Origin of the sequence: Enterobacter sp. RHBSTW-00975 (assembly GCF_013615235.1) — a bacterium.
Classification (GTDB): domain Bacteria; phylum Pseudomonadota; class Gammaproteobacteria; order Enterobacterales; family Enterobacteriaceae; genus Enterobacter; species Enterobacter ludwigii.
Map to the genome: position 1 here is coordinate 4,686,046 of NZ_CP055883.1, position 23,282 is coordinate 4,709,327.

A 23,282-nucleotide genomic window follows, 5' to 3' on the forward strand; every position below is an offset into this window, starting at 1 on the left:
TCACTTCAGGATATCGCATTGATGATCCTGCAATTCCTCAGCCGACGCGCGATTCAGGGTCAGCAAGTTACGTTCGGTCGCCAGTAAGACAAACGATCCATCCGACTGCTGAGCCATGGCCAGCGCGAAGCGCCCCATATGGTCACGCGCTTCCGGCAGCTCTTCAGCCAGCATCATAAACGGACTGCGCTGTACCAGCTCATTTTCCGTCACGCGACGGGCGAGGTACTCATGCCCTTCCAGCCCGCCCGGGAACGGTAACCACTGGGTACTGATTTGCCCCTGCGCAGCATTAAGCTTCTCGCGCACGTCCGGGCGCAGGCAGGAGATATGGATATGAAAATGGTTCTGCGTACGGCCTGTCGGGGAGTTAATGGTGAGCGAAATTGCGCTGTCCGGCACCTCGGCCCCGCGCTTCATGCTCATAAAGTTGCGTGACTGCCAGGCCAGCCAGAAGAAGTTGGGCGTATTCGGCTCGGTCAACAGCGGGCTTTCGGTTCCTTTGATACGGTAAGTCGGCATCAGGAGATACTGCAGCGGCCCGTTGCGGTCTTTAAACACCACATAACCCACATCAGGCTTCACCTGCGCGCACGGGGCCGGGTTACGGTGCTGGAGTTGATTCGGCAGACACTGGTCGAGAACGATATGACGCAACGCATTCGGATTACCCGCTTTCATCCAGTACCAGCCACCCGCGGCAAGAATGATGACAACCAGAATCAGTAATAGTATTTTTTTCACAATGCGTTCCCTGTTTTCGATAGTGGCGAAAGAGTAACGCAAAATGATGACCAAATAAAAAACCCGGCGGATTTCTCGCGCCGGGTCACCGTGTCTGTCCTGCTAACGTTTAGCGCTTGCTGATCTGGTCGAAAGTTCCGCCGTTAGAGAAGTGCTCTTTCTGCGCTTTCGCCCAGCCGCCGAACTCTTCATCAATGGTGAAAAGCTTCAGTTTCGGGAAGACGCTTTCATATTTCTTCGCCACTGCCGGATCGCGTGGACGATAGTAGTTTTTCGCCGCAATTTCCTGGCCTTCTGGCGAGTATAGATACTTCAGGTACGCTTCCGCCACCGCTTTGGTCTCTTTCTTCTCAACCACTTTATCAACCACAGAAACGGTAGGTTCGGCGAGGATAGATTCGCCTGGCGTAACGATCTCGAACTTGTCTTTACCCAGTTCGTGGGTGGCGAGCAGGGCTTCGTTTTCCCATGCGATCAGCACGTCGCCAATCCCACGCTCAACGAAGGTGTTCGTGGCACCACGTGCGCCAGAGTCCAGCACCTCAACGTTTTTATACAGCGCTTTCACGAACGCCTGGGCTTTCGCCTGGTCACCGTTGTTGTGATGCAGCGCGTAGCCCCAGGCCGCCAGGTAGTTCCAGCGTGCGCCACCCGAGCTTTTCGGGTTCGGGGTGATAATGGAAACGCCCGGCTTAACCAGATCGTTCCAGTCATGAATTTGTTTTGGGTTGCCCTTACGCACCAGGAAAACAATGGTCGAGGTGTAAGGCGCTGAGTTGTCTGGCAGGCGTTTGATCCAGTTTTTATCGATACGCCCACGCTCGGCGATGGCGTCGACGTCATAGGCCAGCGCCAGGGTAACCACGTCGGCTTCAATCCCGTTGATGACTGAGGTCGCCTGCTTACCGGAGCCACCATGAGACTGACGCACCACCACGTTGTCGCCGGTTTCCTGTTTCCAGTGTGCCGCGAAGGCTTTGTTGTACTGCTCGTACAGCTCACGCGTCGGGTCGTATGACACGTTCAGTAACTGGATGTCCTTAGCCAAAACGCTGGTCGATGCCAGCAATAATGTTAACCCCACGCCCCATTTATTCATCGCCCGGATCTCTTGTGTAGTGTTTTGATGCTTGCAGCGTGCCAGAAAGCTAACCAATGATTAAAGAATAAAAAAAGATTGGCTATAACGTAGAGGAATAAAAAACGAGCAGGCATAAAAAAACCGGGCGGCGATATCGCCTTACCCGGTCTTTATGAGCGTGGACTGCGGACCCGGTTAACTCAGCGCGACCGGGGGAAAGTCACCGCTCAGTACAGTTTTTTTGCGCAGTCCAGCCAGTCACCCTTGAACGGACGCTTCATGTTTTCAATGGCGTCGATGATGTCATGGTGAACCAGTTTTTCGTTCTGAATACCCACGCAACGACCGCCATGACCCTGCAGCAGCAGTTCAATGGCGTATGCACCCATACGTGATGCCAGGATGCGGTCGTATGGACCCGGGGAACCCCCACGCTGGATGTGGCCCAGAACGGTAGCACGCGTTTCACGTTTGGTTTCGGTTTCGATGTACTTCGCCAGCTCGTCAACGTCACAGATATGCTCGGTGATGGCTACGATGGCGTGTTTCTTGCCTTTTGCGATACCCGCTTTGATTTCAGCCACCAGATCTTCACGGCTGAATTCCACTTCCGGAACCACCACGAACTCACAACCGCCGGCGATGGCCGCAGCCAGCGTCAGGTCACCACAGTAACGGCCCATCACTTCCACGATGGAGATACGCTGGTGGGAAGAAGAGGTGTCGCGCAGGCGGTCAATCGCTTCAACAACGGTGCCCAGTGCGGTGAAATAACCGATGGTGTAGTCAGTGCCTTTGATGTCGTTGTCGATCGTACCCGGCAGCCCGATGCACGGGAAGCCCATTTCAGTCAGACGTTTTGCACCCATGTACGAGCCGTCACCACCAATAACAACCAGTGCGTCGAGGCCACGTTTTTTCATGTTCTCAATAGCCACTTCACGGACGTGTTCATCACGGAATTCCGGGAAGCGCGCAGAACCGAGGAAGGTACCGCCACGGTTGATCATGTCGGACACGCTGTAACGGTCGAGCTGAACCATGCGATCTTCATACAGGCCCAGATAACCATCATAGATACCAAAAACTTCCAGGCCTTCCGTCAGCGCTGAACGGACAACCCCACGAATTGCCGCGTTCATGCCCGGCGCATCACCGCCGCTTGTCAACACACCGATTTTCTTAATCATGACTACCTCTGAACTTAGGAATGCAAAATTGAAATCTGTTGCCGGAAGAATTTATCGACCAACGAATACTGCAAATAGTATATCAATCACTTCCAGCTGAATTGATTCAGGTCAGACCAAATGGCGGTAATTTATACACAAAATGCTGGCCTGGCTCACTTTTTTACAACCAATTACGAAAGCTCAACATGTCCGGGTACAACCGAGCAGGGATCCTGGTGAATAATGACGTCTGAACCAGGAAAACGCTGCAAAATCGCCTGCTCGACCTGCTCAGCAATAACGTGAGCCTGAACCAGTGGCAGGTTGTCTTCCATTTCAATATGAATCTGAATAAAGCGGGTCGGCCCTGACTGCCGCGTTCGAAGATCGTGTGCACCTCTGACACCAGGCCAGGAGGTCACGATAGAAAAAATTTCATTACGTTCTGAGTCCGGGAGGGCGCGGTCCAGAAGCGATTGCACCGCTTCATACCCCATCCGTAAGGCGCTATATAAAATATAGATGCCAATCCCTAACGCAAACAACGCATCGGCCCGATGCCAGCCATACCAGGCCAGACCGAGCGCAATAAGAATAGCGCCATTCATCATAACATCAGATTGATAATGAAGCATATCCGCCCGTACAGCCTGGCTTTGCGTTTTGCGAACAACCCAGCGCTGGAACGTTACCAGAACAAGTGTGCATATAAGTGCCACAATCGTCACGACCACGCCCACGCCGGGATCGTTCATCGGTGACGGCGAGACGAGATGCTGAATACCGGTTAAAAACAGAAACAGCGCGGAGCCGGAAATAAACATGCTTTGCGCCAGCGCGGCCAGCGATTCGGCTTTCCCGTGCCCAAACGTATGTTCTTCATCCGCCGGTTGCAGCGAGTAACGCACAACCAGCAGGTTCGTCAGCGAGGCGGCAATATCCATCAACGAGTCCACCAGCGCCGCGAGAATACTGACTGAGCCGGTATACCACCACGCAAAAATTTTAATCACTAACAGGCTTAAAGCCACGATGGTTGCTGCAATCGCTGCCCGACTTACCAGTCTTCCATAGGATTGATTCATAAACGCTCCTGTCATGTCATGCCGCTAGTATAACGGAAGCATGGGGAGTCAAAGGATGAATAAACGGTTAACAAAGCAGAATGAAGGGCAAAAAAAACCCCCACATCATGTGGGGGAAGACAGGGATGGTGTCTATGGCAAGGAAAACAGGGTTTACTGGTTACTACGGGTACTGCTATTGCTACTGAAAAACGTTGTTTCTGAGCTTCGCTGCATCCGTGCAACCTCACGCAACTGGTCCATTCGCTGCTGATGTCTTGTGTTCAAAACCGCTTGCTGCTCGGGCGTTAGCAGGTGGAACATCTGGTTGCGGACCTTCGCCATCTCTACTTGGCGGGCAACCTGCTCCTGTGCCATTTTTTCGGCCTGAGCGCGTACAGCGCTTTCGTCAAATTTTTCTGCGGTGACAAGGCGGTGCATTGTCTCCATTTCGCTAACATTAACAGGGGGCTGGTCGTGTCGTGCCCTCTGCATCAGATCTCGCATCTGTTGACGCTGATGTTCGGTTAAACTTATGCCATCAAACATATGGCTTTGGCTGCTGTGCTGCGTTGCCCCCTCCGTTGAGGGCCCGTTATCGCCGGGGATAGCTACAGCGGCCTGGCTTAATGTACTGAACGCCAGCGTTGAGGCCATGACGGCAGCGGTAACTTTGCGCATCACTTGCTCCCAAAATCTTTCGTGTCGCGATTCAACGAGAGACAGTCTACGATTCAGGCTGCAAACATGCGTCAGGGGGTGTAAAACAACGTAAAGTCATGGATTAGATAGCCTTGATGTCGTAATTTCTGCCTCGGAGGTATTTAAACAATGAATAAAATCCTGTTAGTTGATGATGACCGAGAGCTCACATCCCTTTTAAAGGAGTTGCTCGACATGGAAGGTTTCAACGTTCTGGTTGCCCATGATGGCGAGCAGGCGCTGAGTCTCCTTGACGACAGCATCGATTTACTTTTGCTCGACGTAATGATGCCGAAGAAAAACGGCATTGATACGTTGAAAGAGCTTCGCCAGACACACCAGACGCCCGTAATTATGCTGACCGCTCGCGGTAGCGAACTTGACCGTGTACTTGGCCTTGAGCTGGGCGCGGATGACTATTTACCAAAGCCGTTTAACGACCGTGAACTGGTTGCCCGTATTCGCGCTATCCTGCGTCGCTCTCACTGGAGCGAACAGCAGCAGAACAGCGACAACAGTTCACCGACGCTGGAAGTCGACTCCCTGAGCCTGAATCCGGGCCGTCAGGAAGCGAGTTTTGACGGTGAAACGCTGGAACTGACTGGCACCGAGTTCACCCTGCTGTATCTGCTGGCCCAGCACCTCGGCCAGGTGGTATCGCGTGAACATTTGAGCCAGGAAGTGCTTGGCAAACGCCTCACCCCGTTTGATCGCGCCATCGATATGCATATATCGAACCTGCGCCGCAAGCTGCCGGAACGCAAGGACGGGCACCCGTGGTTTAAAACCCTGCGTGGTCGCGGTTATCTGATGGTTTCCGCTTCATGATAGGAAGCTTAACAGCCCGCATCTTCGCCATTTTCTGGCTGACGCTGGCACTGGTTTTAATGCTCGTTTTGATGTTGCCAAAACTCGACTCACGCCAGATGACGGAGCTTCTCGACAGCGAGCAACGTCAGGGCGTGATGATCGAGCAGCACGTGGAAGCCGAGCTGGCAAACGACCCGCCGAACGATTTAATGTGGTGGCGCAGGCTGTTTCGCGCTATCGACAAATGGGCACCGCCAGGACAGCGCCTGTTGCTGGTGACCAGCGAAGGGCGCGTGATTGGCGCCGATCGCAATGAAATGCAGATCATCCGTAACTTCATTGGTCAGGCGGATAACGCCGACCATCCTCAGAAGAAAAAATACGGTCGGGTTGAGATGGTAGGCCCCTTCTCCGTCAGAGATGGCGAGGATAATTACCAGCTTTACCTGATCCGCCCGGCGAGCAACTCCCAGTCCGATTTCATCAACCTGCTGTTTGACCGTCCGCTTCTGCTGCTGATTGTCACCATGCTGGTCAGCTCACCGCTGCTGCTGTGGCTGGCGTGGAGTCTGGCGAAACCGGCGCGTAAGCTGAAAAACGCGGCGGACGAAGTGGCGCAGGGTAACCTGCGACAACACCCTGAACTGGAAGCCGGTCCACAGGAGTTCCTTGCCGCCGGGACCAGTTTTAACCAGATGGTGAGCGCCCTCGACCGCATGATGACGGCACAGCAACGCCTGCTGTCGGATATCTCGCACGAGCTGCGCACGCCACTCACGCGCTTACAGCTCGGCACCGCGCTGCTGCGTCGCCGCAGCGGTGAGAGCAAAGAGCTGGAACGTATTGAAACGGAAGCGCATCGTCTGGACAGCATGATTAACGACCTGCTGGTCATGTCGCGCAATCAGCAGAAAAATGCGCTGGTGAGCGAAACGGTGAAAGCCAACCACCTGTGGCATGAAGTGCTTGATAACGCGGCGTTCGAAGCGGAGCAGATGGGGAAATCCTTTACCGTCAACTTCCCGCCGGGGCCATGGCCGCTGTACGGTAACCCCAACACGCTGGAAAGCGCGCTGGAGAACATCGTACGTAACGCCCTGCGCTATTCGCACACGAAGATTGAGGTAGCCTTCTCGGTGGATAAAGACGGGATCACCATCATCGTTGATGACGATGGTCCTGGGGTAAGCCCGGAAGACCGCGAACAGATTTTCCGTCCGTTCTACCGTACCGACGAGGCGCGTGACCGTGAATCTGGCGGCACGGGGCTGGGTCTGGCGATTGTGGAAACCGCCATGCAGCAGCATCGCGGCTGGGTGAAGGCCGACGACAGCCCGCTGGGTGGGTTGCGGTTAACGCTGTGGCTGCCGTTGTATAAACGTTCGTAGCCGTTTAGCCGGGCGGCGGTATCGCTGACCCGGCTTGCCTCTCCTGCGGGGAAACTATTTCCCCCACAATCTCCGCGAATTATCTTCGATCTTGCTACTTAAACGGCGTTTCTGCATCGTTCGAGTCCAGCTCGTGGACAGCCCCGCAGCGGACAAAAGCCGATGGTACTGGTCGTCATCAAACGGCATATGCCAGGCGATCGCGCAGGCGTCATATACCGAGACATCACTCAGGCGCGATGCCAGCACCAGCGGCGCATCTGCCGATACCTGACCTGCCAGCACCACCCGATATAACCAGCCCGTTTTACCCGCGTTCTGCAGTCGGGCAGACATGTCGCTGATGCCGAAATGATAGTTTAGTTTGAAGCACGGCGAGCGCGGCTGCGTCACCTGAATCAGGGCATCGCCCCAGCGGTAGATATCGCCGATAAAGACGTTTTTCTCGGTCAGCCCTTCCGTTGAGAGATTCTCACCAAACGCGGGCGCGACAAACATATCCGCCTGTTCGGGAAACTCGGTTATCCAGTGCTGATAATGTTCCCGCGGATAGTGGCACAGCGCGCGGTCAGGCCCGCCATGGATTTTCTTTTCGGCCTGCTCATCGCCCACCAGCCCGAGGTCGGTTAACGTCAACTCGCCGTCGACCTGAACTTTCGCGATGGCGCTCGGGCGGCTGCCGTCGTACTCCCTTACCTTGCCTGTAAAGACATTCACCGGAAAATGCATCGCTGCTCCTTTCTGCAGATACAAAAAAAGCGAGTCATCAGACTCGCTTCTCACAGGCGTCAATGCAACCTTATTTTTTCGCGGCGAAACGCGCTGCTGCTTCGTCCCAGTTCACCACGTCCCAGAAGGCTTTGATGTAGTCCGGGCGACGGTTCTGGAATTTCAGGTAGTAAGCGTGTTCCCACACGTCCAGACCCAGGATAGGGAAACCGGATGCGCCAGAGATTGCTTCACCCATCAGCGGGGAGTCCTGGTTAGCCGTTGAAACAACCGCCAGTTTGTCACCTTTCAGAACCAGCCACGCCCAGCCAGAGCCGAAACGGGTCGCAGCGGCTTTTTCGAATTCCGCTTTGAAGTTGTCTACAGAACCGAAATCGCGCTCGATAGCCGCTTTCAGGTCGCCCTGCAGGGTGGTACCGGTTTTCAGGCCTTTCCAGAACAGGCTGTGGTTAGCGTGACCACCTGCGTTGTTACGCAGAACGGTTTTCTTGTCAGCTGGCAGCTGGTCCAGTTTGGTGATCAGCTCTTCAACAGGCAGGCTAGCGAACTCTGGCAGGCTTTCCAGCGCGGCGTTCGCGTTGTTCACATAGGTCTGGTGGTGTTTAGTGTGATGGATTTCCATCGTCTGCTTGTCGAAATGCGGTTCCAGTGCGTCGTAGGCATACGGCAGGGATGGCAGTGTATAACTCATAATCCTCTCCATTATTGTCGGGCGGCACAGCTGTTAATGCCGCGTAAGCAGTTGGTTCATTATAGTTAATTAAATGATATTGAAAATGATTATCAATGCCGTAGTTTTTATAAGGTTATTCGGTTTTCGGTTATTGCTGAAATTGTGAGTCTGCTCACCCGGTTAACGCGTTGATTGCCATTCAAAACCAAAGTGCGGCAACCTTCCGAAGGTTACCCGACTGCTTAATTTTTACACTCATCGAGTCGGTGGGAAGCCACCGGCATATAAAAACGATGAGGATGTAAACATGAATCATGCGATTACGATGGGTATTTTCTGGCATCTGATAGGCGCGGCCAGTGCAGCCTGTTTCTATGCCCCGTTTAAACAGGTCAAACAGTGGTCATGGGAAACCATGTGGTCCGTCGGCGGTGTGGTCTCGTGGATAATTCTTCCCTGGACCATCAGCGCCATGCTGCTCCCGGATTTCTGGGGCTACTTCTCCTCCTTTAACGCCTCCACCCTGCTGCCGGTCTTTCTCTTTGGCGCCATGTGGGGCGTCGGTAACATTAACTATGGCCTCACCATGCGCTACCTCGGCATGTCGATGGGCATTGGCATCGCGATTGGTATTACGCTGATTGTCGGCACTCTGATGACGCCAATCCTCAACGGCAACGTTGACGTGCTGATCAACACCAAAGGCGGCCAGATGACGCTGCTGGGCGTGCTGGTGGCCGTTATTGGCGTGGGCATTGTCACCCGCGCAGGGCAGCTGAAAGAGCGCAAAATGGGCATCAGAGCCGAAGAGTTCAACCTGAAGAAAGGCCTGCTGCTGGCGGTGATGTGCGGGATCTTCTCCGCAGGCATGTCATTCGCGATGAACGCCGCCAAACCGATGCATGAAGCTGCTGCCGCACTGGGCGTCGACCCGCTGTACGTGGCACTGCCAAGCTACGTGGTGATCATGGGTGGCGGAGCGGTGGTTAACCTCGGTTTCTGTTTTTTCCGTCTGGCAAACGTGAAGACCTTGTCACTGAAAGCCGACTTCTCGCTGGCTAAAAAGATGATTATCGGGAACGTGCTGCTCTCGGCGCTCGGTGGGCTGATGTGGTATCTCCAGTTCTTCTTCTACGCGTGGGGTCACGCCAGTATTCCGGCGCAGTATGACTATATGAGCTGGATGCTGCACATGAGCTTCTACGTGCTGTGCGGTGGGCTGGTGGGTCTGCTTCTGAAAGAGTGGAACAACGCCGGGCGTCGCCCGGTGGGCGTGCTGAGTCTGGGGTGCGTGGTGATCATTATTGCGGCCAACATTGTGGGTCTCGGCATGGCGAACTGATTACGCCGCGTTACGACTGCGATGACGCCACTGAACCGGCGTCATCCCCACCTCGCGGTTAAAGACCACCGAAAAATAGTTACTGTCCTCAAAGCCGCAGCGCATCGCCACATCGCTGACCATCAGTTCCGTATGCTGAAGCAGGTACTGGGCATGGCAGATGCGCAGCTGGCGCAGATAGTGGTTCACCGTCATCCCGGTCTGGGTGCGGAATTGCTGGCGCAACGCGCGCTCGCTGCACTGCGCCTGCTCGCAGAATTTCTCCAGCACAAAGCTTTTGTTAAGGCTGCCCGCCAGGGTGGTAATGAGCTTATCGAGCAGGGCTTCCTGCGCGGTAGCCGACGGGTTATCAATGGCGTAGCGATGGCGCGTCAACGTCATGACCAGCTGGGCGAAAAGCAGTTCTGCCATCTGGTGAGCCTCAGGATCGCTTTTCTGGCTCTCCTGCTCCAGCTGAGAAATCACCTGTCGCACCTGCGTCATGCCGTTACTGCTCAGTCGCCAGTGCGCCGCGCACTTCGTATCATTAAAACCCGGAATGTAAGCCGCCCAGTCGACGTTGAGTTTCAGCCTGTCGGGGCAGTAAATCACGTTCTGCAGGACCAGGTCGTTGACCGAAGCGTAGGCGTGTTTGTCTTCAGCACGGATGTAAAACAGATCCCCACGCGTAATGCGGTAGGGCCGATCGTTGAGGATATGCAAGCCATTGCCCCGCCACACCAGCACCAGCTCGCAGAACTCATGAGTGTGCTCGGCAAAGACGTTTTGCGGATAGCGATCCGCCACCGCGACGGCCTGGCCGGCGGAGGCAAAAAAATCCACTTTGCGAAGCATTAGCTGAGCAACCACGACACCACCTCGACAGCAAATAACCTGACATTATTAGCGTTTTTGCCCACGGGAAACGGTGACAACCCTCGCGTTACTGCAGTGACGCGTCCTTTCCCTGGCGAATATCGCGCGGTGACCAGCTAAATTCCCGGCGAAACAGGGTCGAAAAGTGGTTACTGTCGCCGAAACCGCAACGATAGGCGATATCCGTGACGCTCTCATCGGTATGACGCAGCAGATGGCGCGCTTTAATCAGGCGCAGACGGTTCAGATAGCGCTGGGGCGTCAGCCCGGTTTGCTGCTTCAGCTGACGATGCAAGGTCCGAAGCGACAGCGAAAAATCATCCGCCAGCGTTTCCCAGCAGACATCCTCGGCGAAATGGTCCTCCAGCCAGGCCATCAGTTGAGTCAAACGCGCATCGTTATTCTCCAGCCCGGCCACCATGCTACTGCGGCGCAGCAGCACCAGCAGCTGCATAAACAACAGCTCACGCGTGGCGATGACGTGGGTCTCCTGTCCCTCGTCGCGCTGTTCCATCTGGCTCACCAGCTGGCGCACCTGCTGCAGCGTGGACTGATTCACCCGCCAGTGCGAAGGATAGATGCCGTCCTTCTCCTGCGGCAGGAGATGGTTCAGCCCGGACAGGAACTGGAACGCATCGGGCGAACGGTAGAGCACGTTAGTCAGGCACAGGTTGTCGGTATGTTCATATAAGTGCCGGTCATGATCGCGCACAAAGCAGACCGTCCCACCACTGATGGTATACGGCTGGCCGTTAAACACATGGATCCCCGTTCCGTGTTCAACAATCACAATTTCGTGAAAATCATGATGATGCTCAGGGAACGCCACCTGAGGGAGTCGCGGTTCAATCGCGACAGACGACCCACCCGAAGGAAAAAAATCCACGCTGTGCAGTACGGTCATAACGGCCCCCACCAATGAGAAATGTTCTCAAAATAGTAATTAAGGCCCCGCCCCCTCACCTTAAATTTTTGACCGTAAACCTCGCAAAAACTGTCCGTTTTTCAAGAAACAGGCTGAAAGATCAGGAAATGCGGTAAGCGTCACACTGCCTGCAAACCCCGTCACGCCTGGAAACTGTGAACTCCCTCACGTTCACCTTTGCTTTCTTGCCAGCCCCGGAAAACCGCTGTCACTGGCGAGAAGGTGGTGATGGGTTCCTTTTTTTACACTCACCGCTAATGACTTTAAGAAGGACACAACCATGACTTTTCGCCATTGCGTGGCTGTCGATCTAGGCGCATCCAGCGGCCGTGTAATGCTGGCCACTTATGACGGCAAGCGGCAGACGCTTTCGCTTCGCGAGATGCACCGCTTTGTTAACTGCCTGCAAAAGCAGGACGGCTGTGAGGTATGGGATATCGACAGCCTTGAGGCAGCGATCCGCACCGGACTGCAGAAGGTCTGCGATGCGGGGATCCGTATCGACAGTATCGGCATCGATACCTGGGGCGTCGATTACGTACTGCTGGACAGCAACGGTGAACGCGTTGGTTTGCCGATAGCCTATCGCGACAGCCGCACCGACGGCCTGATGGCGCGTGCGATTGCCGGGCTTGGCAAAGAGAATATTTATGGCCGCAGCGGCATTCAGTTCCTGCCATTCAATACCCTCTATCAACTGCGCGCGCTGGTCGAACAGCAGCCGGCGCTGGTTCCCCGCGTGGCGCATGCACTGCTGATCCCGGACTACTTCAGCTACCGCCTGACCGGCAACATGAACTGGGAATACACCAATGCCACCACCACGCAACTGGTGAACATCAACTCCGATAACTGGGATGAACACCTGCTGGCCTGGACCGGGGCTTCACCCTCCTGGTTCGGTACGCCGACGCATCCTGGCAATGTGATCGGGCAATGGATGTGCCCGCAGGGTAATGCGATCCCGGTGGTGGCGGTTGCGAGTCACGATACCGCCAGCGCCGTCATTGCGTCACCGCTTGCCGGTAACGACGCGGCCTACCTCTCTTCCGGGACCTGGTCGCTGATGGGCTTTGAGAGCAAAACCCCCTACACCAGCGATGCCGCGCTGGCCGCGAACATCACCAACGAAGGCGGTGCCGAAGGGCGCTACCGCGTGCTGAAGAACATCATGGGTCTGTGGCTGCTCCAGCGCGTGCTTAAAGAGCAGAACATTACCGACCTGCCCGCGCTTATTGCCGACACGGAAAGACTGAAAGCCTGCAGTTTCCTGATCAATCCCAATGATGACCGCTTTATCAACCCGGCGGACATGAGCGCCGAAATCCAGGCCGCCTGCGTCGACGCCGGGCAGCCCGTGCCATCGAAACCGGCAGAACTGGCACGCTGTATTTTCGACAGCCTCGCCCTGCTGTATGCCGAGATCCTGAGCGAGCTGGCCGACCTTCGTGGCCGGCCGTTCACTCAGCTGCATATTGTCGGCGGCGGCTGCCAGAACCAGCTTCTGAACCAGCTCTGCGCCGATGCCTGCGGGATCACCGTGGTGGCGGGCCCGATTGAAGCGTCGACGCTCGGCAATATTGGCATTCAGCTCATGACCCTGGACGAACTCGCCAGCGTGGACGATTTCCGCACGGTGGTGTCGGCGAACGCCACGCTGACCACGTTCATCCCCAATCCCTGCCATGAAATTGCCCGCTATCGGGCGCAGTTTCAGCAAAACCGACTGACTAAGGAGCTTTGCGCATGACCACTCAACTTGAACAAGCCTGGGACCTGGCTAAACAGCGTTACGCCGCCGTCGGCGTGGATGTCGATGAGGCGCTGCGTCAGCTCGATCGTCTGCCGGTCTCCATGCACTGCTGGCAGGGCGACGACGTTGCCGGTTTTGAAAACCCGGGCGGCTCGCTGACGGGGGGCATTCAGGCCACCGGCAACTATCCGGGCAAAGCGCGTAACGCCACCGAGCTGCGCGCCGACCTGGAGCTGGCGCTGAGCCTGATCCCGGGGCCTAAGCGGCTGAACCTGCATGCTATCTATCTGGAATCTGACACGCCGGTCGCGCGTAACGAGATCAAACCTGCGCATTTTAAAAACTGGGTAGCGTGGGCGAAAGCCAACCAGCTGGGCCTGGATTTCAACCCATCCTGCTTCTCGCACCCGCTTAGCGCCGACGGTTTTACCCTTGCCCACGCGAACGACGATATCCGCCAGTTCTGGATTGACCACGTAAAAGCCAGCCGCCGCGTCTCCGCGTACTTTGGCGAGCAGCTCGGCACGCCGTCGGTGATGAACATCTGGATCCCGGACGGCATGAAAGACATCACCGTTGACCGTCTGGCCCCGCGTCAGCGCCTGCTGGCGGCGCTGGATGAAGCCATCAGCGAAAAACTGAACCCGGCGCACCACATCGACGCCGTAGAGAGCAAGCTGTTCGGTATTGGTGCGGAAAGTTACACCGTTGGCTCGAACGAGTTTTACATGGGGTACGCCACCAGCCGCCAGACCGCGCTGTGCCTGGATGCCGGCCACTTCCACCCGACGGAGGTGATCTCCGACAAAATCTCCGCCGCCATGCTCTACGTACCCCGCCTGCTGCTGCACGTGAGCCGTCCCGTACGCTGGGACAGCGATCACGTGGTGCTGCTGGATGACGAAACCCAGGCCATCGCCAGCGAAATCATTCGCCACGATCTGTTTGACCGCGTGCACATTGGCCTCGACTTCTTTGACGCCTCCATCAACCGCATCGCAGCCTGGGTGATTGGCACCCGCAACATGAAAAAAGCCCTGCTGCGTGCGCTGCTGGAGCCCACCAGCGCCCTGAAGCAGCTGGAAGAGAACGGCGATTACACCGCGCGCCTGGTGCTGCTGGAAGAGCAGAAAACCCTGCCGTGGCAGGCGGTGTGGGAGATGTACTGCCAGCGTAACGACACCCCAGCGGGCAGTCAGTGGCTGGATAACGTGCGGATGTATGAGAAAGACGTGCTGAGTCAGCGCGGATAAATATGCCCTCACCCTCTTCCTGTGGAAGAGGCCACTTTTACCCCCTCTCCCACAGGGAGAGGGCCGGGGTGAGGGAAACGCTCACCGCGATCACGGGAAATGAAACACTATGCAGACCATCACTAACGCCTGGTTCGTCCAGGGCATGATTAAAGCCACCTCCGACGCCTGGCTGAAAGGCTGGGACGAGCGCAATGGCGGTAACCTGACGCTGCGCCTGGATGATGCCGACATTGAACCGTTCGCCGCCGAGTTCCATCAGAGGCCGCGCTATATCGCCCTGAGCCAGCCAATGCCGCAGCTCGCCAGTACGCCGTTTATCGTCACCGGTTCCGGTAAATTCTTCCGTAACGTGCAGCTCGACCCGCAGGCCAACCTCGGGGTGGTGAGAGTGGACAGCGACGGCGCAGGCTATCACATCCTCTGGGGGCTGACGGACGATGCAGTGCCCACGTCTGAACTCCCGGCGCACTTCCTCTCTCACTGTGAGCGTATCAAGGCAACCCACGGCAAAGACCGGGTGATCATGCACTGTCACGCCACCAACCTGATCGCCCTGACCTACGTGCTGGAAAACAATAGCGATTACCTCACGCGAAAGCTGTGGGAAGGCAGCACCGAATGTCTGGTGGTTTTCCCCGACGGGGTCGGCATTCTGCCGTGGATGGTGCCGGGTACCGACGAAATCGGCCAGGCCACCGCCATCGAAATGCAGTCACACTCCCTGGTGCTGTGGCCGTTCCACGGGGTATTCGGCAGCGGGCCGACGCTCGACGAAACGTTTGGTCTGATTGATACCGCCGAGAAGTCCGCCGAGGTGCTGGTGAAGGTTCTGTCGATGGGCGGCATGAAGCAGACCATCACCCGGGAAGAGCTGATTGCACTCGGTAAACGCTTTGGCGTCACGCCGATGCAGTCGGCACTGGATTTGTACCCATAGCGGCCCGCGAAAGCGGCTGGAGGCATGATGATCCACAAAGCATTTGTGATGCAGGTAAACCCTGACGCGCACGACGAGTACGCGCGTCGCCATAACCCCATCTGGCCAGAGCTGGAGGCGGTATTAAAAGACCACGGTGCGCACCACTACGCTATCTATCTCGATGAGGCGCGTAACCTGCTGTTTGCGAGCGTTGAGATTGAATCGGAAGCGCGCTGGAACGCGGTGGCAAAGACCGACGTTTGTCAGCGCTGGTGGAAATACATGGGTGAGGTAATGCCCTCAAACCCCGACAACAGCCCGGTGAGTGCCGAACTGAAAGCGGTGTTTTACCTGCTCTAAAGCGTTAACGCTGCCGCATCCGCGGCAGCGTCCTGCGTTAGTTTGCCTCCACCGCAGCGCGGCGCGCCGCAATCTCCTGCTTACTGCTCAGCGTAAAGGCCGAGACCACCGTAATCGCCAGTACAAAACAGCCCAGCATCAGGTAGGTCTCCTGGAAACCGATCCGGTCATACATATTCCCGGCAAAAGCAGAGAGGAAAATCGCCGCCGACTGTTTGGCAAACTGGAAGCCAATCAGATAGATAGTGGCCGACAGACGGGTATCGAACACGCCGGTGATGTATTTGAACGCCCCCACCAGCAGGAACGGAACCTCCAGCGCGTGCAGCATCTTCAGGGCAATGACCTCCACCGCGGTGGTGGCGAACGACGAGCCGATAATGCGCGTCGCCATAATCAGCCCGGCAATCAGCAGCGTATTCTTCGCGCCGATACGGTTGATGATCCACGGCGAGCAGAACATGATGATCGCGTTGCAAATTTCCCCCGCCGTGGTGGCAAAACCAAAGGCTCGCGTTCCCTCCTGCGGCGTTGCGAAGAAGGTTTTAAAGAAGGTGGCAAACTGCTGGTCAAAAACGTCATACACGCAGGCCACACCGATGACGTACAGAATGAACATCCACATTCTGCGCTGACGGAACAGGTTAAAGACCGTCCTGGCGGTGATCTGCGGCTGGTTGGCCCCCAGCGCATTCATCACCTGCGCAGTCTGGTTTGGCTTCGGTTTCGCAACCACCAGCAACAACATCAGCAGCAGCGCAGCCGCTGACCCCATCCAGAAGACATACGACGGGTCGATGCCAAACAGAATACCGCCCGTTGAAGCGCACAGCCCCCAACCGAGACAGCCGAACATGCGCGCCTTGCCGTATTCAAACACGCTGTTACGGCTCACGCGTTCGATGTAGGCCTCAATCGCGCCTGAACCTGCGGAGAAGACAAAACCGATGTACAGACCGCCGCTCAGCGCCCCCAGCCAGATACTGGTTTTCAGCAGTGGCGCAAAGACATACAGGAAGAACGGCGCGAACAGAAACAGCAGCACCGTGATAATCCACAGCAGGTGTTTTTTCAGCCCCAGCTTATCCGAAATGACCCCAAGCACGGGCTGAAAGGCGATGGCCGAAAGCGAGATACAGGAGAACACGATCCCGGTATGGGTTTTGTTCAGGCCGATGACATCCGACAGCCAGATCGGCAGAAACGGAAAGCAGGTGGCCATAATGAAGAAGTAGAGAAAGAAGAACAGCCCGAAGATCCAGAAGTTAGGGTTGTCTTTGTGGGTACAGGTTGTTGTGTTCATTATTTTTATCCTCAACGGAGGGCCAGTCTCCTGGCCCATCACCCTTACACGCGTTCAACGCCAATCAGAATGGCGGTTTCCGGGTCCAGAATCGGCAGTGCGATCCCCGCCTGCATCAGCCACTCACCGCTGGCCGTCTGGGACGTTTCCATCCACGCCGGCAGCTTGCGCATGGTGTGCCCGCCCTCACCGGTGAGTCGAATGTTGGGGTGGTCGAGCAGCGTGATGCGGTACTGCGCCTGCGCGTCGAGCCCCGGCATGCGCAGCGGCATCATGAGCGTGTAATCCGGCATGGCCAGTTGGCTGACCATAAACAACCCCTGCGTTTTGTCTTCGCTCACTATACCCTGCGCCAGCGTGCTGGCATCCGGCATATCCACGCGCCACTGGGTACCGTGATGGATGACTTCCCGCCACTGCTTGTGCAGCGCGGTGTAATGGCGATAGCCTTCACGCTCCTGAGCATCGACGGTGAGCGGATCAAGCTCCAGTCCCATGTGGCCAAACAGTGCCGTCAGGCCGCGGAAAGCAATGCTGTGCTGGCGGAAGGTGGCGTGACATTTATGATGACCGATATGCGCGCCCATCACTTCCGGCGGGAAGAAGTAGCTCATGCCACGCTGGATGGTATTGCGCTCCAGCGCGTCGTTATTATCAGAGGCCCAGAAGCGGTGGCTGCGGGTCAGGACTTCATAGTCGATTCGCCCGCCGCCCGAGGAGCAGGACTCAAATTCAATGTGCGGGAAACGCTCGCCCAGCACGTCTAACAGACGATAAAACTGCCGCGTCTGCGCATCCGCAGCGGCTTTGCCGTGGTGCCCGGGCTGTACCAGTTCGCGGTTCATATCCCACTTAACGTAGTCGATGGGATGTTCGCCCAGCAGCCAGCTCATGCGCTCGACCAGATAATCAAAAGCCTGCGGAATATTCAGGTTGAGCACCAGTTGATGACGGCCCGTTGCCTGGGTGTAGCCCGGCAGCGCCAGCACCCAGTCGGGATGGGCACGATACAGATCCGAGTCCGGGTTAATCATCTCCGGCTCAATCCAGATACCAAATTCCATGCCGCGCTTTTTCACATGGTTAATCACCGGCGTCAGCCCGTCCGGGTATTTTTTCTCGTCCAGGTACCAGTCACCCAGCGCCGCGTGGTCATCGTTACGGCCTTTGAACCAGCCGTCGTCGATGATAAAACGCTCCACGCCCAGCGCCGCAGCCTCATCGGCCATGCGCATGATGTACGCCGGGTCATGGCTGAAGTAGATCCCCTCCCAGGTATTGAGATGTACCGGGCGCGGTTTGTTTTCAGGGAAGCGGATAACGTTGTCGCGCAGATACCGGTGGAACGACTGGCTCATGCCGTTCAGACCCCGTGCGGAGTAGCTCGCATACAGGCGTGGTGTCCAGAGCGTTTCCCCCTCTTCAATCGCCATTTCTCCCGGCAGGTAGAGGGCTTCGGCCTGCAGATAGCGGCGTCCGTCGGTTTTGACTTCCGCACGCAGGCGGTGGTTGCCGCTCCAGCCCAGATGCACGCCCCAGACGTCGCCGTGCATTTCGTTAAATGAGGACGTACCGGCGATCAGCGCCGGGAAGTGTTCGTGAGAGGTCCTGCCGCGGCGGTTTTCAATCACAACGCTGTCGTGTTCAAGCTTCACGCGATGCGGCTGGAACTCACGGATCCAGCGTCCGTGGAACGCCATCACGTCCTGCGCGCGTTCAGCGACCGGTAGCGTCACGGCGAAACGATCAACCTGCCACGCCTGCGCCCGCAGGTTAGTTAAACCGTGACGCACCACCAGAACCCCGCTTGCATCCAGTGCCAGCTCGCTGGTCAGACGCAACCCGGCATGTTCATCTTCCGCCGTTAACGTCAGGGTTTGCCCCTGGTGCTGCACATGGGTGGTTTTAAAGACAGGCGACCCGTCCAGCCCCTGGCGGTGCCCTTCAATACCGGGCGAACCAAACAGGCCGTGTCCAAGCTCCGCCATCAGCGTCACCGGGGCGTCAACGTCGAGCCTGCCGTTCGCCACCGGACGAGCCAGACTTACCACATCTTGCGGTGAAAAGTGGTGAAGGTGCGGCCCCCAGTAGAGAATTTCGGCGAACGGGTGCGTGGTGATCACCAGGTCAACCGCCTTACTTTCGAGTCGAAAAATGGAATCGTGCATCAGACCTCTCCTGTCATCGGGATGATCTGAGTGTTGATCCGAAACGTTTCGGATACAAACCAAAACGTTTCGGATCTGTGATCGGCTTTGGAATTTTGCTGTGTTTAGGCCGTCTGACCCGGGAAGAACTCTGGCTGCCAGAGCACCTGTAGCTGAGCGATATCGTCGCCGTTAATCAACTGACGCACCATGTCAGCGATCTGTTTCCCGACGCCCTGGCGGGTGGACTGAATAACCGCCGCCACATCAACATCGACAATGCTGTCCTGCGGTAAGCCGTCGTAAACCACCAGCGAAACGGCGTTTTCACCGCAGAGAAGACCCCGCTGCGCCAGCGCCATGGCCGCACCGTCGCCGTGAGTGTTGCAGTCGGTAATGATGGCCGTGGGGGGCTGCGGCAAGGAGAGAAGTTCATTCGTCGTGGCGTAACCCACGCGGCGCGAAGGCGGCATGGCGCGCAGCCATTCGCTGGATAACCCGGCTTCGCGTAGCGCATCCAGATAACCCTGGCGGCGCTGGGTGATGAAGGCCTGATTGTTGCTTTCACCCAGCAAGGCGATGCGGCGATGCCCCTTTTCAATCAGCCAGCGGGTGGCATTGTACGTGCCGGCATAGTTGTCGAAATCAAACCACGCATAGGGCTGCGGTAGCTGGCTGCGTCCGAGCGCGAGAAAGGGAAAACCGGCGGCCTGAAGCTGTTCCAGCCGCGGGTCATGATCCAGCGTGTGCGCCACAATCAGCGCATCCACGCGACGACTTTGCACCATACGCATATAGCTGTGCTTATCCGCCAGATCGTCATCGGCAATCAGCAGGAGATCGATTTCATGTCGCGCCAGTTCGTGGCTAATTTCGCCGACCATGTCCATAAAGACGCTGTTATTGAGCGGAACAGGATGCACCGGAAAAACCAGACCCACGGCGTCGATTTTGCCCATCTTCAGGCGACGCGCGAAGGTGTTTGGCCGGTAGCCACGGCGCTGAGCCTCCGCTTCGACGCGGGCGCGCGTCTCGCGGGAGACATCGTCATACCCGTTAAGGGCGCGGCTGACGGTGGTAACAGACAGCCCCAGTTCTTTGGCAATGGCTTTAAGCGACATGATTTTCCGTATCTGCGTTAATTTTGTTCAGCCACCAGAAGCGCGTGCGTATCCGGCTCCAGGGCCTTAAAGATATGCGGCTGGTCAGCGGGATAGCAAATGTAATCCCCCGGGCCAAGCTCTTCCGCCGCATCGATCAGACCAACCAGCGCTCTACCCTGCGTCACAATAATATGCTCCACTGAGCCTGCCGGATGTGGCTGAGAAATGCGGTCGGCACCCGGCTGGGTGAGTAACAGGTAGATGTCACGACGCGCGCCCGGCGGGCACGCCGCCAGCAAAATGGCTTCATAGTTGGCCTGTCCGGCAACCACCTTCGTTCCTTCTCCACGGCGGATCACCTGAGTGGTCGGCTGCTGCGGTTCGAGCAAACGGGCAAAAGGAATGTCCAGCGCCACACAGAGTGACCAGAGCGTCTCCAGGCTGGGATTCCCGTTGCCGGACTCCAGCTGCGACAGCGTGGATTTAGCGATCCCGGCACGGCGCGCGATTTCCGCCAGTGAAAGTCCGGTTCGCAGGCGTTCTCGCACCAGACTTTTAGCGATCACGCTGATTGGCTGCGTCATAAAAACGGCCCCTTTGTTCTATAAATCGAACGAATCGTTCGCCTTGAAAAACGGTTCTGATGCGTTCATTATAATGGAAATACGTTCGATATGGCTAAAATTGTATGAAGCATCATCTCTCCACCCTGAAAGGCGACACGATAAAAGCAATCATCCTGGTGTGTCTCGCGGTAGGCGTCGTCGGGATGTCCTATGGCTCGCTGGCAATGGCCTACGGTTTCCCGGTCTGGGTCCCGTTTTTACTCTCCATTACCGTGCTGGCGGGTGCCTCTGAATTTATGTTTATCGGCATTGTGGCAAGCGGCGGTAACCCTCTGGCGGCGGCGGCTGCCGGATTACTGGTTAATGCACGTCATGTACCGTTTGGGGTGACGGTGCGTGAACTGGTGGGTAAACGTGGCCTGAGTTTTCTGGGTTGCCACATTATGAACGACGAAAGCGTGGTGTTCGGGTTGTCGCAAAAAACGCCCGAACAGCGTAAGGCGGCTTACTGGTTATGCGGTTTAGGCGTGGCGATCGTCTGGCCGCTGGGTACATTGCTGGGCACCATGGTTGGCAAACTGTTGCCGGACCTTGAAACCATCGGGCTGGATGCGGTATTCCCGGCGATTTTACTGGCGTTAGTGGTGCCGGCTTTTAAAAATCGCACCACCCTGATCCGCGCCTGCAGCGGTGCTGCATTGTCACTGGCCGCCGTGCCGTTTGCCCCGGTGGGTTTACCGGTTCTGCTCTCTTTACTCGGTCTTGCTGCGAGGAAAAAATAATGGGGAATATGACGGTCTTTATTCTCGGTATCGCCGTGCTTTCCGTGGGAACCTATTTAATGCGTCTCGGCGGGGCAAAACTCGGCAACCGACTGGCGCTGTCAGACCGCTCTCAGGCTCTGCTTTCAGATGCGGCAACGGTTTTGCTGTTTTCCGTCGCACTGGCGACCACCTTCTATGAAGGTGAGCATTTTGCCGGTATGGCGCGCGTACTGGGCGTGGCGTTTGCAGTGTTTCTGGCATGGCGAAAAATGCCGTTAATTGTGGTGATCGTGGCGGCAGCGGTCGTGACTGCATTGCTGCGCCTGGCGGGTATCCAATAAAAAAAGCGCCCCGGGGGCGCTCTTTCGACGGTGTGGCAGCTTATTTGTTCAGTTCAGCGGTCATGTGTACGCGGTTACCCGTAAACGCCTGGGTAATTTTGTAAGATGACGCGCCCGCTTCCTGAGCCTGTGCAGCGATTTTCGCTTCTGCGCCATCAATGGTAGAGGCGGTTGCGGTCACAGTCTGTGCAGCGAAAGAACCGAAAGATGTAGCCAGAGCGATTACTGCGACAAAAGTTTTGATGCTTTTCATGATATAAACCCTTTCAATTAGTTGTTTGTTTAAGGCACCGTGCCTTGATGAGATAAATAGTAGACCTCATCATGAACAACTAAAAGCGGAAGGATTTGCTATTCTTTTTCAAATTTACTGATTAACTATTAATCGCTGCGGATGGGTATAAATCGTCGCCCTTCCCGGCTTACAGAACCCCACCAGCGTCAGGTTACAGCGCTCCGCCACTTCTACCGCCAGCGTGGTCGCGGCCGATACGGCAAAAAGGATTTCAACGCCGCACATCGCCGATTTTTGCACCATCTCGTAGCTGGCGCGGCTGGAGACCAGTGCCGCCCCCTGCTGCCAGAGTTCGCTTTCGCGCGCCCGGCGGCCCATCAGTTTATCCAGCGCCACATGGCGGCCGACATCCTCATGCCCCCCGGCAATATCGCCCGATGGCAGAACCCATGCCGCCGCATGCGTGCATCCGCTCAGCTGGCCGGCAGGTTGCACGTCATTCAGATGTTCAAGGGCATGATCGAGATGGGCCAGATTGAAGGTCTGGGTAAACGGCAGAGGTGCGACAGGCTTACCGATATCATTGAGCTGCTCTACCCCGCAAACCCCGCATCCGGTACGCCCGGCCAGCGCGCGTCGCCGCTCTTTGAGCCCCATAAACCGGCGGCTTGAGAGTTCGATTTGCACTTCAAGGCCGTTGCAGACCTTCACCACATCCATGCCGTAAATTTCTTGCGGGTGCTCAATGATGCCTTCCGAGAGGGAAAAACCAATCGCGAACAGCTCCAGATCTTTCGGCGAGGCCATCATCACCACATGGGAAATACCGTTGTAAACCAGAGCAACGGGCACTTCCTCCGCCAGAAAATCAGGCGTGGTGTGGGTAATGTGGGGCGGTCTGTGTACCGACAGTTCCACGATACCGGCAGGCAGTGGCGACGAGTGGGTAACACGGTTTTGTTTAGACACAGCGGTATTCCTGAACAACCACGGAGGTGAGCCTGCTATTGCATCACAAACCGCAGGCCATACGCATAGTATGGATCAACT

The 23,282-nt window shown here is 56.5% G+C and carries 25 protein-coding genes; 9 read left to right on the plus strand and 16 right to left on the minus strand.

What is annotated here, in order from left to right; genetic code table 11:
* The 5 genes from HV340_RS22675 to cpxP form a co-directional block, all read right to left on the minus strand.
* Positions 1 to 744: a CDP-diacylglycerol diphosphatase gene (locus HV340_RS22675; RefSeq protein WP_063925917.1), complete on the minus strand. Its 744-nt coding sequence runs from the start codon at positions 742 to 744 to the stop codon at positions 1 to 3.
* 109 nt (positions 745 to 853) lie between these two features.
* Complete coding sequence (locus HV340_RS22680) at positions 854 to 1,843, minus strand: sulfate ABC transporter substrate-binding protein (protein ID WP_032680073.1); 990 nt, start codon at positions 1,841 to 1,843, stop codon at positions 854 to 856.
* Positions 1,844 to 2,052: 209 nt separating this feature from the next.
* Positions 2,053 to 3,015 carry a 6-phosphofructokinase gene (pfkA, locus tag HV340_RS22685; protein ID WP_014172210.1) on the minus strand — a complete coding sequence of 321 codons (963 nt, stop codon included), beginning with the start codon at positions 3,013 to 3,015 and terminating at the stop codon, positions 2,053 to 2,055.
* A 173-nt stretch (positions 3,016 to 3,188) separates the two neighbouring features.
* Complete coding sequence (gene fieF, locus HV340_RS22690) at positions 3,189 to 4,082, minus strand: CDF family cation-efflux transporter FieF (protein WP_059305924.1); 894 nt, start codon at positions 4,080 to 4,082, stop codon at positions 3,189 to 3,191.
* Positions 4,083 to 4,235: 153 nt separating this feature from the next.
* A complete protein-coding gene (cpxP, locus tag HV340_RS22695; RefSeq protein ID WP_020883960.1) occupies positions 4,236 to 4,742 on the minus strand; it encodes a cell-envelope stress modulator CpxP in 507 nt (168 codons plus the stop codon).
* A 150-nt stretch (positions 4,743 to 4,892) separates the two neighbouring features.
* On the opposite strand from cpxP, the gene cpxR reads away from it, so the two are divergent.
* Together cpxR and cpxA are read left to right on the plus strand one after the other, a co-directional pair.
* Complete coding sequence (gene cpxR, locus HV340_RS22700; RefSeq protein WP_014172213.1) at positions 4,893 to 5,591, plus strand: envelope stress response regulator transcription factor CpxR; 699 nt, start codon at positions 4,893 to 4,895, stop codon at positions 5,589 to 5,591.
* A complete protein-coding gene (gene cpxA, locus HV340_RS22705; RefSeq protein WP_010436910.1) occupies positions 5,588 to 6,961 on the plus strand; it encodes an envelope stress sensor histidine kinase CpxA in 1,374 nt (457 codons plus the stop codon). The genes cpxR and cpxA overlap by 4 nt, the downstream gene beginning before the upstream one ends.
* A gap of 54 nt (positions 6,962 to 7,015) precedes the next feature.
* Here the strand turns inward: cpxA and yiiM are convergent, their stop codons facing one another.
* Together yiiM and sodA are read right to left on the minus strand one after the other, a co-directional pair.
* On the minus strand, positions 7,016 to 7,753 hold the full coding sequence (gene yiiM, locus HV340_RS22710) for a 6-hydroxyaminopurine reductase (protein ID WP_126547816.1): 738 nt from the start codon (positions 7,751 to 7,753) through the stop codon (positions 7,016 to 7,018).
* A 7-nt stretch (positions 7,754 to 7,760) separates the two neighbouring features.
* The gene (gene sodA / locus HV340_RS22715; RefSeq protein ID WP_014833772.1) at positions 7,761 to 8,381 is read right to left on the minus strand and encodes a superoxide dismutase [Mn]; all 621 of its coding nucleotides are present in this window, start codon (positions 8,379 to 8,381) and stop codon (positions 7,761 to 7,763) included.
* Positions 8,382 to 8,670: 289 nt separating this feature from the next.
* Here sodA and rhaT point away from each other — a divergent pair, with 289 nt between their 5' ends.
* Entirely contained in the window at positions 8,671 to 9,705 is a 1,035-nt protein-coding gene (rhaT, locus tag HV340_RS22720; protein WP_014172215.1) for an L-rhamnose/proton symporter RhaT, read from the plus strand.
* On the opposite strand, the gene rhaR is transcribed toward rhaT, so the two are convergent.
* From rhaR to HV340_RS24640, 3 genes are all read right to left on the minus strand, one after another.
* Positions 9,706 to 10,554: an HTH-type transcriptional activator RhaR gene (gene rhaR, locus HV340_RS22725; RefSeq protein WP_014172216.1), complete on the minus strand. Its 849-nt coding sequence runs from the start codon at positions 10,552 to 10,554 to the stop codon at positions 9,706 to 9,708.
* A 73-nt stretch (positions 10,555 to 10,627) separates the two neighbouring features.
* Complete coding sequence (gene rhaS, locus HV340_RS22730) at positions 10,628 to 11,464, minus strand: HTH-type transcriptional activator RhaS (protein WP_041162912.1); 837 nt, start codon at positions 11,462 to 11,464, stop codon at positions 10,628 to 10,630.
* A 60-nt stretch (positions 11,465 to 11,524) separates the two neighbouring features.
* Positions 11,525 to 11,629, minus strand: coding sequence for an ABC transporter ATP-binding protein (locus tag HV340_RS24640; RefSeq protein WP_104440762.1), 105 nt, complete (start codon positions 11,627 to 11,629; stop codon positions 11,525 to 11,527).
* Positions 11,630 to 11,765: 136 nt separating this feature from the next.
* On the opposite strand from HV340_RS24640, the gene rhaB reads away from it, so the two are divergent.
* The 4 genes from rhaB to rhaM all read left to right on the plus strand — a co-directional run bounded on the left by rhaB (position 11,766) and on the right by rhaM (position 15,773).
* Positions 11,766 to 13,235 (plus strand): rhamnulokinase, encoded by a 1,470-nt coding sequence (rhaB, locus tag HV340_RS22735; RefSeq protein WP_020883964.1) that lies wholly within the window; start codon positions 11,766 to 11,768, stop codon positions 13,233 to 13,235.
* Positions 13,232 to 14,491 (plus strand): L-rhamnose isomerase, encoded by a 1,260-nt coding sequence (rhaA, locus tag HV340_RS22740; RefSeq protein WP_020883965.1) that lies wholly within the window; start codon positions 13,232 to 13,234, stop codon positions 14,489 to 14,491. The genes rhaB and rhaA overlap by 4 nt, the downstream gene beginning before the upstream one ends.
* Before the next feature lie 109 nt (positions 14,492 to 14,600).
* The gene (gene rhaD / locus HV340_RS22745) at positions 14,601 to 15,431 is read left to right on the plus strand and encodes a rhamnulose-1-phosphate aldolase (RefSeq protein WP_181216239.1); all 831 of its coding nucleotides are present in this window, start codon (positions 14,601 to 14,603) and stop codon (positions 15,429 to 15,431) included.
* A 27-nt stretch (positions 15,432 to 15,458) separates the two neighbouring features.
* Positions 15,459 to 15,773 carry an L-rhamnose mutarotase gene (gene rhaM, locus HV340_RS22750; RefSeq protein ID WP_181216240.1) on the plus strand — a complete coding sequence of 105 codons (315 nt, stop codon included), beginning with the start codon at positions 15,459 to 15,461 and terminating at the stop codon, positions 15,771 to 15,773.
* Between the two features lie 37 nt (positions 15,774 to 15,810).
* Here rhaM and HV340_RS22755 read toward each other — a convergent pair whose 3' ends face one another.
* From HV340_RS22755 to HV340_RS22770, 4 genes are all read right to left on the minus strand, one after another.
* Entirely contained in the window at positions 15,811 to 17,076 is a 1,266-nt protein-coding gene (locus HV340_RS22755; protein ID WP_044857714.1) for an MFS transporter, read from the minus strand.
* A 44-nt stretch (positions 17,077 to 17,120) separates the two neighbouring features.
* Positions 17,121 to 19,244 carry an alpha-galactosidase gene (locus HV340_RS22760; protein WP_181216241.1) on the minus strand — a complete coding sequence of 708 codons (2,124 nt, stop codon included), beginning with the start codon at positions 19,242 to 19,244 and terminating at the stop codon, positions 17,121 to 17,123.
* 104 nt (positions 19,245 to 19,348) lie between these two features.
* Complete coding sequence (locus tag HV340_RS22765) at positions 19,349 to 20,344, minus strand: substrate-binding domain-containing protein (RefSeq protein ID WP_014172224.1); 996 nt, start codon at positions 20,342 to 20,344, stop codon at positions 19,349 to 19,351.
* A gap of 17 nt (positions 20,345 to 20,361) precedes the next feature.
* Complete coding sequence (locus HV340_RS22770; RefSeq protein ID WP_014172225.1) at positions 20,362 to 20,910, minus strand: XRE family transcriptional regulator; 549 nt, start codon at positions 20,908 to 20,910, stop codon at positions 20,362 to 20,364.
* A gap of 104 nt (positions 20,911 to 21,014) precedes the next feature.
* On the opposite strand from HV340_RS22770, the gene HV340_RS22775 reads away from it, so the two are divergent.
* Together HV340_RS22775 and HV340_RS22780 are read left to right on the plus strand one after the other, a co-directional pair.
* On the plus strand, positions 21,015 to 21,674 hold the full coding sequence (locus HV340_RS22775; protein WP_014172226.1) for an AzlC family ABC transporter permease: 660 nt from the start codon (positions 21,015 to 21,017) through the stop codon (positions 21,672 to 21,674).
* A complete protein-coding gene (locus tag HV340_RS22780; protein WP_032680064.1) occupies positions 21,674 to 21,997 on the plus strand; it encodes an AzlD domain-containing protein in 324 nt (107 codons plus the stop codon). The genes HV340_RS22775 and HV340_RS22780 overlap by 1 nt, the downstream gene beginning before the upstream one ends.
* Before the next feature lie 40 nt (positions 21,998 to 22,037).
* Here HV340_RS22780 and HV340_RS22785 read toward each other — a convergent pair whose 3' ends face one another.
* Positions 22,038 to 22,250: a DUF1471 domain-containing protein gene (locus HV340_RS22785; RefSeq protein WP_008501827.1), complete on the minus strand. Its 213-nt coding sequence runs from the start codon at positions 22,248 to 22,250 to the stop codon at positions 22,038 to 22,040.
* A gap of 114 nt (positions 22,251 to 22,364) precedes the next feature.
* On the minus strand, positions 22,365 to 23,201 hold the full coding sequence (gene fdhD, locus HV340_RS22790) for a formate dehydrogenase accessory sulfurtransferase FdhD (protein WP_063925922.1): 837 nt from the start codon (positions 23,199 to 23,201) through the stop codon (positions 22,365 to 22,367).
* Positions 23,202 to 23,282 lie beyond the last annotated feature (81 nt).

Excerpts from the sequence above, each read along its gene's own strand:
- HV340_RS22680 (WP_032680073.1), bottom strand. The coding sequence starts at position 1,843 with ATGAATAAATGGGGCGTGGGGTTAACATTATTGCTGGCATCGACCAGC.
- rhaB (WP_020883964.1), top strand. The coding sequence starts at position 11,766 with ATGACTTTTCGCCATTGCGTGGCTGTCGATCTAGGCGCATCCAGCGGC.
- HV340_RS22780 (WP_032680064.1), top strand. The coding sequence starts at position 21,674 with ATGGGGAATATGACGGTCTTTATTCTCGGTATCGCCGTGCTTTCCGTG.
- rhaT (WP_014172215.1), top strand. The coding sequence starts at position 8,671 with ATGAATCATGCGATTACGATGGGTATTTTCTGGCATCTGATAGGCGCG.
- rhaA (WP_020883965.1), top strand. The coding sequence starts at position 13,232 with ATGACCACTCAACTTGAACAAGCCTGGGACCTGGCTAAACAGCGTTAC.
- sodA (WP_014833772.1), bottom strand. The coding sequence starts at position 8,381 with ATGAGTTATACACTGCCATCCCTGCCGTATGCCTACGACGCACTGGAA.
- rhaS (WP_041162912.1), bottom strand. The coding sequence starts at position 11,464 with ATGACCGTACTGCACAGCGTGGATTTTTTTCCTTCGGGTGGGTCGTCT.
- cpxR (WP_014172213.1), top strand. The coding sequence starts at position 4,893 with ATGAATAAAATCCTGTTAGTTGATGATGACCGAGAGCTCACATCCCTT.
- rhaD (WP_181216239.1), top strand. The coding sequence starts at position 14,601 with ATGCAGACCATCACTAACGCCTGGTTCGTCCAGGGCATGATTAAAGCC.
- cpxA (WP_010436910.1), top strand. The coding sequence starts at position 5,588 with ATGATAGGAAGCTTAACAGCCCGCATCTTCGCCATTTTCTGGCTGACG.
- rhaM (WP_181216240.1), top strand. The coding sequence starts at position 15,459 with ATGATCCACAAAGCATTTGTGATGCAGGTAAACCCTGACGCGCACGAC.
- HV340_RS22770 (WP_014172225.1), bottom strand. The coding sequence starts at position 20,910 with ATGACGCAGCCAATCAGCGTGATCGCTAAAAGTCTGGTGCGAGAACGC.
- fieF (WP_059305924.1), bottom strand. The coding sequence starts at position 4,082 with ATGAATCAATCCTATGGAAGACTGGTAAGTCGGGCAGCGATTGCAGCA.
- HV340_RS22760 (WP_181216241.1), bottom strand. The coding sequence starts at position 19,244 with ATGCACGATTCCATTTTTCGACTCGAAAGTAAGGCGGTTGACCTGGTG.
- HV340_RS22785 (WP_008501827.1), bottom strand. The coding sequence starts at position 22,250 with ATGAAAAGCATCAAAACTTTTGTCGCAGTAATCGCTCTGGCTACATCT.
- pfkA (WP_014172210.1), bottom strand. The coding sequence starts at position 3,015 with ATGATTAAGAAAATCGGTGTGTTGACAAGCGGCGGTGATGCGCCGGGC.
- cpxP (WP_020883960.1), bottom strand. The coding sequence starts at position 4,742 with ATGCGCAAAGTTACCGCTGCCGTCATGGCCTCAACGCTGGCGTTCAGT.
- HV340_RS22775 (WP_014172226.1), top strand. The coding sequence starts at position 21,015 with ATGAAGCATCATCTCTCCACCCTGAAAGGCGACACGATAAAAGCAATC.
- HV340_RS22755 (WP_044857714.1), bottom strand. The coding sequence starts at position 17,076 with ATGAACACAACAACCTGTACCCACAAAGACAACCCTAACTTCTGGATC.
- HV340_RS22765 (WP_014172224.1), bottom strand. The coding sequence starts at position 20,344 with ATGTCGCTTAAAGCCATTGCCAAAGAACTGGGGCTGTCTGTTACCACC.